The organism is Micromonospora sp. NPDC049903 (assembly GCF_044460945.1).
GTDB lineage: Bacteria > Actinomycetota > Actinomycetes > Mycobacteriales > Micromonosporaceae > Micromonospora.
In genome coordinates this window covers 486,418-502,623 of sequence record NZ_JBITKL010000002.1, presented here as the reverse complement: position 1 = coordinate 502,623, position 16,206 = coordinate 486,418, and the positions used below count along the sequence as shown (strand labels likewise).

The window sequence follows — 16,206 nt, the reverse complement described above, 5'->3', positions numbered from 1 at the left end:
ATGACCCCACTCGCCCCGCCGGTCGCCGCGATCCGGGTCGCGGTCCGTCGCGCGCTGGCCGAGCTGACGGCGTCCGGACCGGTGCTGGTGGCCTGCTCCGGCGGAGCCGACTCGCTCGCCCTGGCCGCCGCCGCCGCGTTCGTGGCACCCCGGTCGGGACGGGCCGCCGGGCTGGTCACCGTCGACCACGGGTTGCAGCCCGGATCCGCCGAGCGGGCCGAGGCGGTCGCGGACTGGGCGCGGCAGAGCGGGCTGGCACCGGTGGAGGTGGTCCGGGTGGAGGTCGCCGGCCGACCCGGTGGCCCGGAGGCCGCCGCCCGCCAGGCCCGCTACCAGGCGTTGGCCGAGGTCGCCGGTCGGTACGGGGCGGCGGCGGTGCTCACCGGGCACACCCGGGACGACCAGGCGGAGACGGTCCTGCTCGCGCTGGCCCGAGGCGCCGGCCCCCGTGGGCTGGCCGGGATGCCGGCGTACCGGGAACTGGCTGGGGTGCCGCTGCTCCGGCCGCTGTTGGAGACCGCTCGGGAGCAGACCCGGGCGGCGTGCACGGCGCTGGGCCTGACCCCGTGGGAGGACCCGCACAACACCGATCCGGCGTACGCCCGGTCGCGGGTACGGGCCGACGTGCTGCCCGCGCTGGTCGAGGCGCTCGGCCCGGCGGTGGTGGACAACCTGGCCCGTACCGCCCGGCTGGTCGCGGCGGACAACGCGGTGCTGGACGGGCTGGCCGTCGAGGCGCTGACCGCCGCCCGGCATCCCGACGGTGGACTGGCCGTCAAGGCGCTGGCCGACCTCGCTCCCGCGCTGCGGGGTCGGGTGCTGCGTGCCTGGGCGCACGAACTGGGTGCCGCGCCGGCCGCCCTGTCGCACCGGCACGTCGTCGCGCTGGACACGCTGGTCACCGGCTGGCGGGGCCAGGGCGCGGCGTACCTGCCGGGTGGGTTGCGGATTCGCCGACACCGCGACCGCCTGCTGCCGGCGGACCGGCCCGCCACACCCCCGACGGACGACGACGAGGTCGACACGTGACGTACCCCCGCAGGCCGCTGTTCGCCCCGCACGGCGCGGTCGCCACCAGTCATCCGCTGGCCACGGCGGCCGGGCTGGCCGTGCTGCGCCGGGGCGGCAACGCGGTCGACGCCGCCCTGGCCACCGCGACCACGCTGACCGTGGTGCAGCCGCCGTCGAACGACATCGGCGGTGACCTGTTCGCCATCGTCTGGGACGGCCACCGGCTGCACGGGCTGAACGCCTCCGGCCGGTCACCGGCCGCGCTGACCCGGGACCTGGTCCTGGCCGCCACCGACGGCCGGGGTGCCGAACCCGCCGACGCGCTGGGCGGGGCGCAGGCCCGGGGACCGGCGATGCCGGCCCGTGGCTGGCTGCCGGTGACCGTGCCGGGCGTACCGGCGGGCTGGCGCGACCTGCACGACCGGTTCGGTTCGCTGCCCTTCGCCGACCTGTTCACCGACGCCATCGGGTACGCCGAGCACGGCCACCCGGTCTCCACCGGTACCGCCGAGACCTGGGCCCGAGCGGCCGCCGGACACGCCGGCCGCACCGGCGGGGAGTACGCCGAGTTCGCCCGGGTCTTCGCCCCGGAGGGACGGGCACCCCGCTCCGGCGAACGCTGGCGCAACCCGGACGCCGCGCGGACCCTGCGACTGATCGCGCAGAGTGGGGCCGAGGAGTTCTACCGGGGCCGGATCGCGGCGGCCCTGGCCGACCACGCGGCCCGGACCGGCGGGCTGCTCACCGGTGACGACCTGGCGGCGCACGCCTCCACCTGGGTCGACCCGGTGCCGGTCGGCTACCGGGACCACGAGGTGTGGGAACTGCCGCCGAACGGGCAGGGTGTGGCCGCCCTGATCGCCCTGGGCATCCTCGACGGGCTCGATCCGGCCGACGCGTCGTGGCGGCACCGGCAGATCGAGGCGGTCAAGCTCGGCTTCGCCGACGCGCACACCCACGTCACCGACGCCGACCGGATGCGGCTGCCGGTCCAGGCGCTGCTCACCCCCGAACACCTGGCCTCGCGCCGGTCCTCGATCACCGAGGACGCCGCCGATCCGGTCGCCGGGGTCCCGGAACGCGGCGGCACGGTGTACCTCTGCGCGGCGGACGCCGACGGGATGATGGTGAGCCTGATCCAGTCCACCTACCTGGCCTTCGGCTCGCACGTGGTGCTGCCCGGCCACGGCTTCGCCCTGCAGAACCGGGGTCTCGGCTTCCGCCTCGACGCCGACCACCCGAACGTGGTGGGCCCGGCGAAGCGGCCGTACCACACCATCATCCCCGGGTTCCTGACCCGCGAGGGCGCGCCGGTCGGGCCGTTCGGGGTGATGGGCGGACACATGCAGCCCCAGGGACACGTGCAACTGATCTCGTCGACCGTGGACGCCGGTCTCGACCCGCAGGCGGCGCTGGACGCCCCGCGTTGGTACTGGCACGCCGGCCGGGCGGTGCTGGTGGAGGAGCACCTGGCAGCCGGGTCGGGGGGTGCCGAACTCGTCGCCGACCTGCGCGCCCGGGGTCACCGGGTCACCGTCGCGGACGAGCCGGCCGTCTTCGGGTACGGCCAGGCGATCTGGCGGCGTCCCGACGGCGGCTACGTCGTCGGCTCGGAGTCCCGGGTCGACGGTGCGGCCGGCGGCTTCTAGGCGTAGCGGGGTCAGCCCGCCGGAACTCGGTCGCGGAACGTGGTGCGGTACGCGTGCGGGGTGGCGCCGACGCGGCGGGTGAAGTGGTGCCGCAGCGCGGCGGCGTCCCCGAAGCCGGCCCGCTCGGCGACCACCTCCACCGACAGTGCGGTGTCCTCCAGCAGCCGCCGGGCCAGCAGCACCCGCTGGCCGGTCAGCCAGTCGTGCGGGGTGGTGCCGGTCTCCGCCCGGAACCGGCGGGCGAACGTCCGGGGCGCCATGCCCGCGCGGGCGGCCACATCGTCGACGGTGAGCTGCTGGTCGAGCCGCTCCATCAGCCACTCCAGCACCGGCTCCAGGGTGGGGGCCTCCGGTGCCTTCGGAATCGGCGCCTCGACGTACTGCGACTGGCCGCCGTCGCGGTGCGGCGGCACCACCATCCGTCGGGCCAGCCGGGTGGCGATGGCCGAGCCGTGCTCCTGGCGTACCAGGTGCAGGCAGGCGTCGATGCCGGCGGCGGTGCCGGCGCTGGTGAGCAGCCGGCCGTCCTGCACGTAGAGCGAGTTGCAGCGGACCTGGGCACTCGGATGGCGGCGCTGCAACTCGTCGACGTGCCGCCAGTGCGTGGTGCATTCCCGGCCGTCGAGCAGCCCGGCCTCGCCCAGCAGGTACGCCCCGGTGCAGACGCTGAACAGGTGTGCCCCCCGGTCGGCGGCCCGCCGCAGCGCCTCGCGCACCTCGGCGGGCGCTCCGGTGCCGTGGTGCGCCGGCACGGCCACCAGGTCGGCCTGGTCGATCGGGCCCAGGTCGGCGGTGGGCACCAGGCCGAAACCGGCGATGGTACGCACCGGGGCGCCCTGCGGGCTGCACAGGTCGAACCGGTAGCCGGGCAGGCCGTCGGCGGTGCGGTCGGTGCCGAAGACCTCGGCGAGCACGCCGACTTCGAACGGGGCGACGCCGTCCAGGGCGAGTACTGCGACCGAGCGGAGCATGTGACGAGGGTAACCCGAGAGGTGGCGGGAAATCGAGGGTGGATGGCATTCCTGCCACTGTCCGGCGGGTGGCGAGGCGCGGAGACTGGTGTCAGCCCGGTGCACCGGCGGCGAGATCACCAGAAATCAGATGAAAGCGAGCGTCGCCATGGGACTCCTGTTCTTCCTCGTGTTCTTCCTGCTCCTCGCCCTGCTCTCGGCCGCCGGGTTGACCGCGGACAGCCGCGACTCGGCCGACTGGAAGCCGTCCGACGGCGGCCACCGCTGGCGGTCCCACCCGTCCTGAACTGATTAGTGCTCTTCGTCCCCAAAAATCCGGGCCGGGGTCGCCCGAAAGAGGCGGCCCCGCCGACGACGAACCCGGGGCGTACGGCAGGCTAGGGCCATGGCTGACGGCTCCTGGTACGACGCCGACATCGACCACGTGATCATTTCGGAGGCGCAGATCCGCGAGAAGACTGCGGAACTGGCCAAGCAGGTCTCCGCGGACTACGCCCACGTCACCGACGGGCTGCTGCTCGTCTGCGTACTCAAGGGCGCGGTCATGTTCATGGCCGACTTCGCCCGGGCGCTGGGCCGCCAGGGACCCCCCGCCGAGCTGGACTTCATGGCCATCTCCTCCTACGGCCAGGGCACCACCTCCTCCGGCGTGGTCCGGATCCTCAAGGACCTCGACCGGGACATCGCCGGCCGGCACGTCGTCGTCGTGGAGGACATCGTCGACTCCGGGCTGACCCTCTCCTGGCTGCTGCGCTACCTGGAGTCCCGGTCCGCGGCGAGCGTCGAGGTGGTCGCGCTGTTCCGCAAGCCCGACGCGGTCAAGGTGACGGTGCCGGTGAAGTACGTCGGCTTCGACATCCCGACCGAGTTCGTCGTCGGGTACGGCCTGGACTTCGGCGAGCGCTACCGCGAGCTGCCGTACGTCGGTGTACTCAAGCCGGAGGTGTACGCCCGGTCCTGACCCCGGCCCGATCGGCGCGGCGGCCGAGTCCGGTGCCGCCGGTCCGGCCGACGTTCAGCCGACTTTCAGCTGGTCGGGCTACCGTGGACTCCGGTGACGGTGGGATCCGCTCTCCGTCACGCCGGTCGACATCCGGTTCGCCGTACGCGTAAGTGCTGGGCTCGCCAGCTCAGATCCGTCTCGTACGGTGTACCGTCGAATGACCGTGGCGCGACAATTCGTGCCCCGGGGTCGAGGCCGGCCCGCACGGCGGCTCCGGCAGCCGCCTAGGCGGCGACACCCACAGTCGGTCAGGACGTCGATCAGGAGGATGCGGGCGTCTCGGCGCTCGACAACAGCATGGAACGTACGCGTTTCTTCCGCCGACCGGTGTTCTGGGTCATCCTGGTCATCCTCGGCGCCGTCGTGCTCAGTCAGTTGTTCACCGGTGGGCCCAGCTACCACCGCGTGGACACCTCAGTCGCGCTCGACCAGCTCAACAAGGGCGGCATCGAGAAGGTCGTCTTCCAGGACAAGGAACAGACGATCCAGCTGAACCTGGCCGAAGAGGCCGAGTTCGGCGAGACGAAGACCAAGCTGATCGAGGCCCAGTTCCCGTACGAGGTCGGCAACGAGGTCTGGAACCAGGTCCTCGACGCCAAGGCGAACAACCGGGTCACCGGGCCGGCCGACACCGAGGTGTCGTCGGACAGCATCTGGGTCAGCCTGCTGGTCAACCTGCTCCCCATCGTGCTGCTCGTGCTGCTGCTGCTGTTCTTCATGTCGCAGATGCAGGGCGGCGGCTCCCGGGTGCTCAACTTCGGCAAGTCCAAGGCGAAGATGATCACCAAGGACACCCCGAAGACGACCTTCGCGGACGTCGCGGGCTCCGAGGAGGCCGTCGAGGAGCTGCACGAGATCAAGGACTTCCTGCAGAACCCGGCGAAGTACCAGGCGCTCGGCGCGAAGATCCCGAAGGGCGTACTCCTCTTCGGGCCGCCCGGAACCGGTAAGACGCTGCTCGCCCGGGCGGTCGCCGGTGAGGCGGGGGTGCCGTTCTACTCGATCTCCGGTTCCGACTTCGTCGAGATGTTCGTCGGTGTCGGCGCCAGCCGGGTCCGCGACCTGTTCGAGCAGGCCAAGGCCAACGCTCCCGCGATCGTCTTCGTCGACGAGATCGACGCCGTCGGTCGCCACCGTGGCGCCGGCATGGGCGGTGGTCACGACGAGCGTGAGCAGACCCTCAACCAACTCCTCGTCGAGATGGACGGCTTCGACGTCAAGGGCGGCGTCATCCTGATCGCCGCCACCAACCGGCCGGACATCCTCGACCCCGCGCTGCTGCGCCCGGGCCGGTTCGACCGGCAGATCCCGGTCGACGCCCCCGACATGGAGGGCCGCAAGGCCATCCTGCGGGTGCACGCCAAGGGCAAGCCGTTCACGCCCGACGTCGACCTCGACTCGGTGGCCAAGCGGACGCCGGGCTTCAGCGGCGCCGACCTGGCCAACGTGATCAACGAGGCGGCCCTGCTGACCGCCCGCAAGGACCAGCGGGCGATCAGCAACGAGTCGCTGGAGGAGTCGATCGACCGGGTGATCGCCGGTCCGCAGCGCCGGACCCGGGTGATGGGCGACCAGGAGAAGAAGATCACCGCGTACCACGAGGGTGGTCACGCGCTGGTCGCCTGGGCACTGCCGCACGCCGCGCCGGTGCACAAGGTGACGATCCTGTCGCGCGGTCGCTCGCTGGGGCACACCCTGGTGCTGCCCACCGAGGACAAGTACACCCAGACCCGTGCCGAGATGATCGACACCCTGGCGTACGCGCTGGGCGGCCGGGCCGCCGAGGAACTCGTCTTCCACGAGCCCACCACCGGTGCCGGCAACGACATCGAGAAGGCCACCGCACTGGCCCGCGCGATGATCACGCAGTACGGCATGAGCTCCAAGCTCGGTGCGATCAAGTACGGCACCAGCGGCGACGAGCCGTTCCTCGGCCGCAACATGGGCCACGAGCGGGACTACTCCGACGCCGTCGCCGCCGAGATCGACGGCGAGATGCGGGCGCTGATCGAACTGGCCCACGACGAGGCCTGGGAGATCCTGGTCGAGTACCGGGACGTCCTGGACAACATCGTGCTCGAGCTGATGGAGAAGGAGACCCTCTCCACTGCCGACATGGCCCGGATCTGCGCCCGGGTGGTGAAGCGTCCGCCGATGGCGCCGTACAACGGTTTCGGCAAGCGGCAGCCCTCCACCGAGCCGCCCGTGCTCACCCCGGCCGAGAAGGACGCGCTCAAGGTGCAGGCCGAGGCCGATGGCGCCCAGGCCACCACGGTCGGTGGCGTCAGCTCGAACAACTCGGACGGCCCGCACTGAGCACCGACGACACGGCGGCCGGTCCCCAGTCACGGGGATCGGCCGCCTCGGCAACCGAGCCCGACATCGACGATCTCGACTACATCGCCGCCCGGCTGGTCAACGGCCGGCTCACCGGCCGCCCGGTCGAGGACACCATGGACCTCGGCCGGATCGAGAAGGCGGTCCGCGAGATCCTGATCGCGGTCGGCGAGAACCCGGACCGCGACGGCCTCCAGCAGACCCCGGCCCGGGTGGCCCGGGCGTACGCCGAGCTCTTCGCCGGCCTGCGGGTCGACCCGGCCACGGTGCTCACCACCACCTTCGAGGCCAATCACGAGGAACTCGTCCTGGTCCGGGACATCGACGTGATGAGCCTCTGCGAGCACCACCTGCTGCCGTTCCGGGGCAACGCGCACATCGGCTACATCCCCGGGCCCGACGGCCGGATCACCGGCCTGTCCAAACTGGCCCGGCTGGTCGAGGTCTTCGCGCGGCGTCCGCAGGTGCAGGAGCGGCTCACCTCCCAGATCGCCGACCTGCTGATGGAGCGGTTGGCACCACGGGGTGTGGTGGTCGTGCTGGAGTGCGAGCACATGTGCATGGCCATGCGCGGCATCCAGAAGTCGGGCGCCAAGACGATCACCTCGGCGGTCCGCGGCACCCTGCAACGGGACGCCAAGTCCCGCGCCGAGGCGATGGCCCTGATCATCCCGCGCTGAGCGGCTCGGGGCCTCCCCGGCACGGGGACCGGCCGGGCACCGGTGCCGCCGGAGCCCGGCCCGGGTCGCTCAGGCAGCCAGCATCGCCAGGACGATCCCGGCCGTGACCAGCACCGCCGGGACCAGGCAGACCAGCGCGCCGAACCGAGGTGTCCGGTCCACCCGCTCACCCGGTCGAGGCGGGAAGAGCCGCGCCACCGCGAGCCAGCCCGCGCCGAACGCCACCGCCGGTGCCGGCAGGCCGACCAGCAGCGCCAGCACCGCCACCGCGTCGCTGTCGGCGACCAGGTACGCCACGATCTGGAGCAGCGGCACCAGCAGCCCCAACGGCCCGTACAGCAGCAGGTTGCGCGGTCGGGCCGACCAGTGGGCCGCCCCGGGCAGCCCCCGGGCCGCCAGGACGTCGTCCGCACCGTGCGCCCAGCGGTTCGCCTCCCGCAACGCGGCCAGCACCGTCCCCGACCCACCGGTCATCGCGCGGGTCGCCTCGGTCAGCTCCGGCGGCGCGGGCACCAGCGACATCGGCGGTACGCCCAACTCCCGCAGCCGGGCCTCCTGCGTCGCCAACCGGGTACGCACCGCCGTCAACTCCTCGCGGGCGGCCTGGACCGTCCGCGCCTGCTCGCTCGCGGCGGTCGCCGCGTCCCGGCGTACCCCGTCGAGCTGACGGGTCGCGGCCAGATAGTCGGTCCACGCCGCCGCCACCGGATCGGTGGAACCGGACGGCGACGTCCCACCGGTCCGCTGTCGGACCGGCCCGGCGGTCGTGGTCGACGATCCGCTTCCCGTCACGCCGCCTCCCCGTCCACGTCATCCGGCACGTCGTACGGCACCAGCACCAGCCCACGCTCGGCCGGGCCGTCCCAGAGGACCACCCGCCCGGGCCGGGGCCGCCACTCCACCGGCCGCCCGAACACCGGCGTGAGCTGCGCCCCCGGCACACCCGCGACCGCCACCGCGGTCAGCTTGTCGACCGTCTCCTCCGGACCCAGCAGCGCCGCGAACGACGGCACCGTGCGCCACCAACCGAGCAGATGCTGCCCCGCCGGTGGGCCCTCCCGCAGCAGCATCCGCAGCCGATCCGGTGGCAGCTGCTCCGGCGGCGCCACGTCCAGCCCGAACACCACCAGGTAGGCGGGCTGCCCGGCGTCGACGACCGCGAGCAGCCCGGCCAGGTCCACCGTCTCCACCGGATGCCGGTGCGCCAACTCCTGTGCCAGGTCGTCGGCTGACGACCGCGACTCGGGATCCGGTACGGCGATCACGAAGCGTGCCGTTCCCGGCGGGTGGTGCGCCGCAGTGCTTCGGGCGGCCGTGGCCAGCAGCCGGGTCGCCTCCGGTCGCGGCCCGAGTACGGCCAGGTTGCGCCCGGCGGCCGGGCCGAGCGGCACCATCACGGTGCTCCGTGCCACGTCCACCGCCCGCCCGAGCAGCGCCGCCGGCGCCAACGTCTGCCCGGACTCGGCCGAGCGGTGGCGCGGATCGTTGCGCAACGAGGGGTACGCGTACCCGGCGAAGACCACCGGCGGGACGCTGCCCTCCGGACGCGCCTGCCAGAGACGGTGCCGCAGGCCCTCCACGACGTCCGGCTCGTCCTGCGGATCGGGGAACCGGACCATCCGCTCGTGTCCCCGGATCGCGCCACGCGGACCACCGAGGCCCCCGGCGGTGTTCACCACCGCGCTGCCCACCGGCAGCCCGGCCGCCGAATCGTTGGTCGGCTCCAGCACCGGCCCGCCGCCTGGCAGCGCCACCCGCACCGGGAACTGGCCGAGCAGCGAGTCCCGCTGCCCACCGTCGCGTACGCCCAACCCCAGATCGCCCTCACCGGCCAGCACCAGGTGCACCCCGTACGCCCGGCCCGTCCTGGTCAGCGCGTCCAGCCGGGCCACCACGTCGGCGGCCAACCGGTCCCGCTCGGCGAAGAGCAGCGGCAGGTTCTCCACCACGCAGACCACCCGGGGCAGCCGTCGGTGTCGCCGTAGCTCGGCGAAACGTTGCCCACCCGCGCGGGTCGCCGCGTCGGACCGCCGTTGCACCTCCGCCGTCAACTGCTCCAGCAGGTCCAGCACGTACTCGCGGTCGGCGGCCATCGCCGCGGCCCGTACCTGCGGCACCCAGGACCGGTCCCGCTCGGTCTGCAGGAACTCCGCGAAGGACTCGCCCGCACCGAGGTCGACCAGGTACAGCTCCAGCTCCTCCGGGCCGTACCGGGCGGCGAGACCGAGCAGCGCCGTGGTCAGGAACGTGGCGCGACAGACCCGGGACCGGCCGCTGACCAGCCAGTGCGGCGTCAACTCGGTGAAGCCGAGGGGCACCGGACGCCCACCCGCGTCGCCGACCGTGGTGCTCAGCCCGTCGGTCGCGTCCGCCTGCCACAAATCGTCGCTCTCCGGCGGCAGCAGGCCCGACAGCGACAGCCGGGTACCGGCCTCGATCTGGGCGGCGAGTCGGCGGCAAACGGTGTCGACCAGCTCGGCCGGTGGATCCGGCTCGACGAACACCGGCGAGTTCAACCCACCCGGCGAGCCGGTGCCCGCGCTCGCGAACGGGGCCCCGGGCGGGTCGCCCAACAGCGCGTACGCGGTCCGGACGGAGAGCGCGGTGGCCCGGGGCAGCGGATCCCGTCCGCCCGTCGGCCACCCGGCGACCACCAGATGCAGCCCGGCGGTGGGGCCCTGCTCGGCGAGCGCCTCGATCCGCGCCAGGTCGGTCGCCCCGGTGCAGTCCGGCAGGGCGGCGACCACCAGCAACATCGACCGGTCGTGCCGGCGGGTACCCGAGGCCCCCGGCGTCACCCACCGTTCCGCCTCGGTCAACACCGCCCGCAGCCCGTCGACGTCCGTGGCCGGCGGCGGGAGCACCCCGGCGTCGCCGAGTGCCCCGAACGGCCCGAGCACCCCACCCGTCGCGTCCACCGCCCGCACCAGCAGCGCCCCCGCCGGTGTCGCCGCCACCAGTCGCAGCAGTACGGCCCGCAGCAGCCCGGCCACCCGAGGATCGTGCGCGTCGACGTCGACGGCCAGATGCCCGGTGCCGACCAGCGGGACCAGCGCGGGGAAGCGGGCGTCGTCCAGCGGCGCGGCGGTGCCCACCCGGACGAAGGGCGGTGGACCCTCCCCGGCGGGACAGGTCGGCGCGATCGCGTCCAGCTCGGTACCGGCCCAGCCGGGCGCGAGGATCAGCGCGGCGCCGCGCAGCCGTTCGGCGAGTGCGTACTGGCGACGCTGGTCGGCCGGAGCGGGACGGGTCTCGTCGAGGACGGCTGCCGCCGCGGTGACCGTCGCGGCAGCTCGGCGGTGCAGCGCGGCGGCACGGAGCGTCCGTGCCTTCGGACCGCCCACCGCGTCCACCTCCTCCGCCCGAGGTCGGCACCAGGTCCCGGGCAGAGACGACGGTATCCCAGTCGCGGCCCCTCCTCGGGGATGCGCGGCGCCACAGCGCCGGTGTTGTCGTGGATCTCACCGGTCGCCAGTGGTCCGTCACGATCTGCTGAATCTGGGGCATTGGGTCCACAGCGTCCAGCCGATAGCCTCAGGGGGTGGAATCAGTGCCGCCCCCCGCCGGTTCCCAGGTCTCCCGGGTACCGGCGCAACGGACCCCGCCGGAGGAGGATCTGGCGCCGCCCTCGACCGCGCCGGCACCACCCCAGCCTCGGCGGCGACTGCGGAAGGTACTGATGGTGATCACCGGGGCGGTGGCGGCGCTCTGCCTGGCGGGTGGGATCACCGGCTTCGTCATGTACGACCGCGCCACCACTCCCGACCGCAGCGCCCCTGACGTAGTGGTGGACAACTACCTTCGCGCGTACTTAGCGGATCGCAACGATGTGCGGGCAGACCTGTTTGCTTGCGACAACAACGCAGACCTGAGCCAAATCGAAGTGTTACGGGACGAGATTAGGGCTCGCGAAGAACAATTCGGAACCAGCATGTCGGTCAGTTGGGGAAGCCTTCGGTGGAATCAGGACGGCAACGAGGCTGACGTGCGAGTCGACCTGACCTTTGCCGCTCAGTTGGATGGCATGAGACAAACGGACCGCCAGTCGTGGAGATTTACCACGCAGTTGGCCGACAGTTGGCGGGTGTGTTCCGCTGAGAGGGTTTCCTGACTACTCGACCCATAGCAGGTGTACGGGTACCTCCAGTGTGGTCGGGGACTGGCCACGCCAGGCCCAGCGGTACCACTCCAACTCGGGCGCGACGCGTATGCAGATGTCGCCTTCGGCACCGGAGTAGGTCTCGGTGACCGCGCGCAGATCGCGGTGCTCGACGGCGTCGACCATGTGTACGACGCGTCGGCCGGTGACCGCGTCGGCCTCGAAGACCGGGGTGGGGGACCGGTGCGCGGGAGCGTCCAGCGAGACGAGCCGCAGGCCGTTGTCCTCGGCGGGGGCGGTACGCGAGCCCACCGTCTCGACCCAGACCCGCTCGACCGGTACCAGTGGTGCGAAGACCTCCACCTGGTCGGACTCGGCGCGATACCACTCGTGCTCCGGGATGATCGGCACGTAGGTGCGACTGTTCTGCACCACCCGCTCGTCGGCCCGCAAGTCGGTGCGCCATCCGAGGCCGGGCAGCCCGACCAGGACGCGTTGCCCGCGCAGATCGACGCGGCCGGTGGCGGGCACGATCTCGATCGGGCGGGGTGGTCGTGGCGCCCAGTCCGGCTGGTCGGCGAAGGGGTCGGGAAGGGGTCCGGTCATGACGACGGGTGTCTCACCCCGCGCCCTTCAGCGGTGCGCCCTTGGCGCGCATGAAGGGCACCGGGTCAACGGCACCCCGGCTGCTGCGATCGCCGTCGACGTGCACCTCGAAGTGCAGGTGCGGTCCGGAGGAGTTGCCGCTGCTGCCCACCTCACCGATCACCTCGCCGGCCTGCACGGTGTCCCCCACCTGGACGCGGGGACGACTGACCAGGTGACAGTATCGGGTGATGACACCCTGGGCGTGCAGCACGTCCACGAACCAGCCGCAGCCGCCCTTATTCGGCCAACCGTCCACGTTGCAGCTCAGTCGTCCGCGCCGGTCCGGGTCGCACCGCGAGACGATGACCCGGCCGGTGGCCGCGACTCTGATCAGGGTGCCCTTCGGCGCGGCGATGTCCACCCCGTTGTGCCCGGGGCGGCTGGCCGTCCGGAAACCGGAGCCCACGCCGCCGGGGATGGGCGCGGTCCAGCCGGAGGCGGCGATGTCGCCCGACGCGGCCGCGTCGCACACCTGCTGACCGGCGATCAGTGCTGTTCGGGCGGCACCACCGGCGAGCGCGTCGACGATGCGCGAGGCAAGTTCCTCGTGCTTGGCGTACGCGTCGGGAAAGGTGCTGATCTGGACCCGCTGAGCGGCCACGGTCAGCGGCAGCTTCTCCCAGTCGGATACGTCCACGAGCTTCTCGTAGAACTTGCGGGACGCGTACGCCGGGTTCATCCGCTGCCGGACCGACCCCCACGAGGCGCGCTGCTGGAACAGACCGACCGAGTCGTGGTCGGCGCCGACGCCCTCGTTGGGGATGTCGTGCGACTCGGCTACGGTGCGGTTGGCCAGATTGAGCAGCCGTGACTCCTGCATCGCGGTCGCCACGGCGACCACCCAGCCCCGGGCCGGCACCTCCATCTCCTGGCCGACCTTGATGATCACTGCGGCGTTGCGCATCTGCCGCTCCCCGTAGTCGGAGAACCGGGGCATCTTGCCGGTGACGTCGACCTCGAAGTCCCCGGTGCACTCCATGCTGACCGGGTCGATCTGCTCGGCGGACTCGCCGCCCAACTCGGTGAGGAAGAAGGCACCGGCACCGCCCGTGCAGCACAGCAACGCGAGCGCGGCGGTGAGCGCCGCAGCGAGTGCGCCCACCCGCACCGGCGGCCGACGCGGACTACTTTCGTTGCTCATGACGGCACTCCGCTTCGCTTCGTGCCGCCATGAGGCACCACTGCACAATCACGATGATTCGCTCGCTGACGCTCGCTCATGACGGCACTCCGCTTCGCTTCGTACCGCCGAGAGGCACCACTGCACCGTGACGATGATTCACTCGCTGACGCTCGCTCATGCCCGCTCCCAGTCCACGGCGTCGACCAACCATCGCCCGTCCGGCGCCACCAGTTCGAGCCGGAGCCGCCCGGTGTCGAGCGTGACCAGCGCCTCCACGAATGTCTCGCCCCGAGGACGCACGGTCACCTCCTCGGTCAGTTCCCCGGCGGGCACGCCTGCGGGGTCCGCGCCGGCGAGCTTGTCGAGGAGAGCCGGGGTGGCGAACGGGCGTAGCTCCTGATGCCACTGCTCCGCGGACTGGCCGGGCTGTCCGAGCCAGGCAGTCGTGAAGCGTTCCGCGATCCGCTCCGGTGTGGGCTCGCCGGGGCGGGTGACCGGTGACGGCGTCGTGGTCGTCGAGATCGCGCCGTCATCGCCGGTGGTCGGGTGCACCGTGGTGATCGGCGCCGGCGGGCGGTTGCTCAGTCCGGCGGAGGAGTCGTCCGGGCCGGACACCACCCGGGCCGCCCCGACCACGCCGATCACCAGGACCGCGATGCCGAGCGCGACGCCCAGCCGGGACCGCAACAACCGGGTGAAGACGAACTCGATCGCGCGCCGCACGATGCTCACCGGGCCTCGGAGCGAACCCGCGGCGTCACCTTCTCGGGTGCCCGCTCAGCCGAGCCCGGCCGGTAGATGGCGAACGACGGGTTCTCCTCGGGAACGTCCGGCGCCGTCCAGGAAGCGGGCTGGCGGCGGCGCGGTCGGGGCGCGGAGGGCCGGCCCTCGGGGCGTTGCTCCTCGGCTAGGGAAGGTGTGCCCTTGGGTTCTCGGCCGTCCGGGCGCTGCGGAGCGTCCGGACGCTGTGGAGTGCCCGGGCCGCCGACGGGGACCGGGTCCGGCCGGGCCTCGGGGCGCACCTTCGGCTGCTCTGGCGCCAGGGCTCGGCGCCGCCCCATGCCCGGCTCGGTGGTCCCGCCCGGCTCGGCCACGTCGAGCCGGGCGGCGGTCCGCATGTCCCGGAAGAACCTCCGGTGCCAGGACCCGGCGGAACTGACCGCCTCGCTGCTGTCCTTCCCGCCCAACTGGGTGATCCGGCGGTACGGGCGCAGCAGCAGCCAACCGACCACTCCGCACAGCCAGACCAGGACCACCTGCAGCCAGCCCGGCAGCGTGGCGGTGCTCATGATGAGGTCGACGGCGAAGAGGTAGATGGCGGCACCGGTGCCGAAGATCGCGATGTTGAAGAGAGCCGCCACCACCGCGTTGCCGAGACGACGCAGCCCGGCGCTGGCCGGACGGAGCAGACCGATCGTGCCCAGGATCGGCGCGGCGATCACCGCCCACCGGAAGATCAGGAAGCCGAGCAGGACGAGCAGCGACGCGGTCAGGTCGAACATCGCGAAGAGCAGGGCGGCCAGTACGGCGATGAAACCCGCGCCGACCCGGTCCATGTCCCGGACGCCCTGCAGGTACTCGAACGCCTCCGGATCCTCTCGCTCGATCTGCGCCGCGACGGTCATCCACTGCTGCTTCTTGGCATTGATGGTCGCGTCACGAGTCTGCGGATTGGCGCGGATCTTCTCCGCCTCTTCCCAAGACAGCGACTTGGCGTCGTAGAGGGCGGCACCGTACTTGCGGGCGGTCTCGCTGTCGGCCGAGCCAAGCACCCCACGTAACCAGTTGCGGTAGAGCATCGCCTCGGCAGCCGTGTCACTCGCCCGCACCGCAGGCGGACGCTTGTCCGTGCAGGCGTCCGGGTTGGGCATCGCACAGCGGTCGGGCGGCACATCCTTGGAGGCGGGACCCACAGCGTCGTGTACGACACCGAGTGTGGAGACGAGGGCACCATCGGCGAGGTTGGCGGACTTGACCGGCCAGGCAGCCAACGCAGTTACCGCGATCATCACCACCAGCGCCCACCCCGCAGTGGTCATGGCATTGCTCATGTCGGACTGGCGGGATCGCCAGAGCAGATACAGCCCGACGACGCAGAGCGTGACGATGCCGAAGACGCTGAACACCTTCTGGTAGATCGCCTTGGTCGCCTGCTCTACGAGGGGATCGGCCCAGCCCCACATGGTCCCGGGCTCCCAGGCCCGCTCGCGCAGAGCGTTCGAGGCGCCGACGATCGAGGTGGCAATCATGAACTCGCCGTTGGCGATGGTGTTGGTGAACTTGTAGTCCGGGTGCAGCAGTGTGGTGGCGCAGCCGGACTCGACCTTGTAGGTGCTGTAGCTGTAGCCGGCGTAGCCGTAGTCGGTGTAGTACCCCTTCGGACCAGGCAGCTTGGAGGCCTCGGGGCGGGAGGCGAACCAGCCGGCCATGCCGGAGTCCGGTGCGGTCGGTGTCGGGGGGTTCAGGCAGGTGGCCTCCGACTCCGCGACCTGCTGGAGCTTTGCCACGCAGGCCCGGAAGTCGACCTGCCACTCCTGCACGGTGCACAGGTCTGCGGAAGCCTGGTACGCGACCGGGGCGGCGTACGCGGGTGTGGCGGTGAGCCCGGGCCAACTGATCGTGGCTCCGGCGAGGACGCCGAGTGCCAGGAGGAACGCCGTGATCCTTGCCCGGGCCCTCGCCATG

General features: G+C 72.3%; 14 protein-coding genes. 7 read left to right on the top strand and 7 right to left on the bottom strand.

All coding sequences use genetic code 11. From position 1 onward, the window contains the following. Positions 1-1,029, top strand: a complete 1,029-nt coding sequence (gene tilS, locus ACIBO1_RS07135) for a tRNA lysidine(34) synthetase TilS (RefSeq protein ID WP_396742201.1) — start codon at positions 1-3, stop codon at positions 1,027-1,029. Beyond that, positions 1,026-2,660 carry a gamma-glutamyltransferase family protein gene (locus ACIBO1_RS07130; protein ID WP_396742199.1) on the top strand — a complete coding sequence of 545 codons (1,635 nt, stop codon included), beginning with the start codon at positions 1,026-1,028 and terminating at the stop codon, positions 2,658-2,660. Before tilS ends, ACIBO1_RS07130 begins: the two co-directional genes overlap by 4 nt. Positions 2,661-2,671: 11 nt before the next feature. Here the strand turns inward: ACIBO1_RS07130 and ACIBO1_RS07125 are convergent, their stop codons facing one another. Then, entirely contained in the window at positions 2,672-3,631 is a 960-nt protein-coding gene (locus ACIBO1_RS07125) for a GlxA family transcriptional regulator (protein WP_396742197.1), read from the bottom strand. Between the two features lie 148 nt (positions 3,632-3,779). On the opposite strand from ACIBO1_RS07125, the gene ACIBO1_RS07120 reads away from it, so the two are divergent. The 4 genes from ACIBO1_RS07120 (at position 3,780) to folE (ending at position 7,651) form a co-directional block, all read left to right on the top strand. Further along, complete coding sequence (locus ACIBO1_RS07120) at positions 3,780-3,917, top strand: hypothetical protein (protein WP_396742196.1); 138 nt, start codon at positions 3,780-3,782, stop codon at positions 3,915-3,917. Positions 3,918-4,016: 99 nt separating this feature from the next. Beyond that, positions 4,017-4,592 carry a hypoxanthine phosphoribosyltransferase gene (hpt, locus tag ACIBO1_RS07115; protein ID WP_013736289.1) on the top strand — a complete coding sequence of 192 codons (576 nt, stop codon included), beginning with the start codon at positions 4,017-4,019 and terminating at the stop codon, positions 4,590-4,592. 339 nt (positions 4,593-4,931) lie between these two features. Next, the gene (ftsH, locus tag ACIBO1_RS07110; RefSeq protein ID WP_396742194.1) at positions 4,932-6,950 is read left to right on the top strand and encodes an ATP-dependent zinc metalloprotease FtsH; all 2,019 of its coding nucleotides are present in this window, start codon (positions 4,932-4,934) and stop codon (positions 6,948-6,950) included. Positions 6,951-7,033: 83 nt separating this feature from the next. Then, positions 7,034-7,651 carry a GTP cyclohydrolase I FolE gene (gene folE, locus ACIBO1_RS07105; protein ID WP_396742473.1) on the top strand — a complete coding sequence of 206 codons (618 nt, stop codon included), beginning with the start codon at positions 7,034-7,036 and terminating at the stop codon, positions 7,649-7,651. A 69-nt stretch (positions 7,652-7,720) separates the two neighbouring features. On the opposite strand, the gene ACIBO1_RS07100 is transcribed toward folE, so the two are convergent. Beyond that, positions 7,721-8,443, bottom strand: a complete 723-nt coding sequence (locus tag ACIBO1_RS07100; RefSeq protein WP_396742192.1) for a hypothetical protein — start codon at positions 8,441-8,443, stop codon at positions 7,721-7,723. Then, a complete protein-coding gene (locus ACIBO1_RS07095) occupies positions 8,440-11,004 on the bottom strand; it encodes an FtsK/SpoIIIE domain-containing protein (RefSeq protein ID WP_396742190.1) in 2,565 nt (854 codons plus the stop codon). The genes ACIBO1_RS07100 and ACIBO1_RS07095 overlap by 4 nt, the downstream gene beginning before the upstream one ends. A 197-nt stretch (positions 11,005-11,201) precedes the next feature. Between ACIBO1_RS07095 and ACIBO1_RS07090 the strand changes: the two genes are divergently transcribed. Then, entirely contained in the window at positions 11,202-11,762 is a 561-nt protein-coding gene (locus ACIBO1_RS07090; RefSeq protein ID WP_396742471.1) for a hypothetical protein, read from the top strand. Here ACIBO1_RS07090 and ACIBO1_RS07085 read toward each other — a convergent pair whose 3' ends face one another. The 4 genes from ACIBO1_RS07085 to ACIBO1_RS07070 form a co-directional block, all read right to left on the bottom strand. Next, on the bottom strand, positions 11,763-12,356 hold the full coding sequence (locus ACIBO1_RS07085) for a hypothetical protein (RefSeq protein WP_396742188.1): 594 nt from the start codon (positions 12,354-12,356) through the stop codon (positions 11,763-11,765). A gap of 13 nt (positions 12,357-12,369) precedes the next feature. Then, the gene (locus ACIBO1_RS07080; RefSeq protein WP_396742186.1) at positions 12,370-13,539 is read right to left on the bottom strand and encodes a M23 family metallopeptidase; all 1,170 of its coding nucleotides are present in this window, start codon (positions 13,537-13,539) and stop codon (positions 12,370-12,372) included. A gap of 156 nt (positions 13,540-13,695) precedes the next feature. Further along, positions 13,696-14,253 carry a hypothetical protein gene (locus tag ACIBO1_RS07075; RefSeq protein ID WP_396742184.1) on the bottom strand — a complete coding sequence of 186 codons (558 nt, stop codon included), beginning with the start codon at positions 14,251-14,253 and terminating at the stop codon, positions 13,696-13,698. Continuing rightward, positions 14,250-16,205 carry an MFS transporter gene (locus ACIBO1_RS07070; protein WP_396742182.1) on the bottom strand — a complete coding sequence of 652 codons (1,956 nt, stop codon included), beginning with the start codon at positions 16,203-16,205 and terminating at the stop codon, positions 14,250-14,252. The genes ACIBO1_RS07075 and ACIBO1_RS07070 overlap by 4 nt, the downstream gene beginning before the upstream one ends. Position 16,206: the final 1 nt, after the last annotated feature.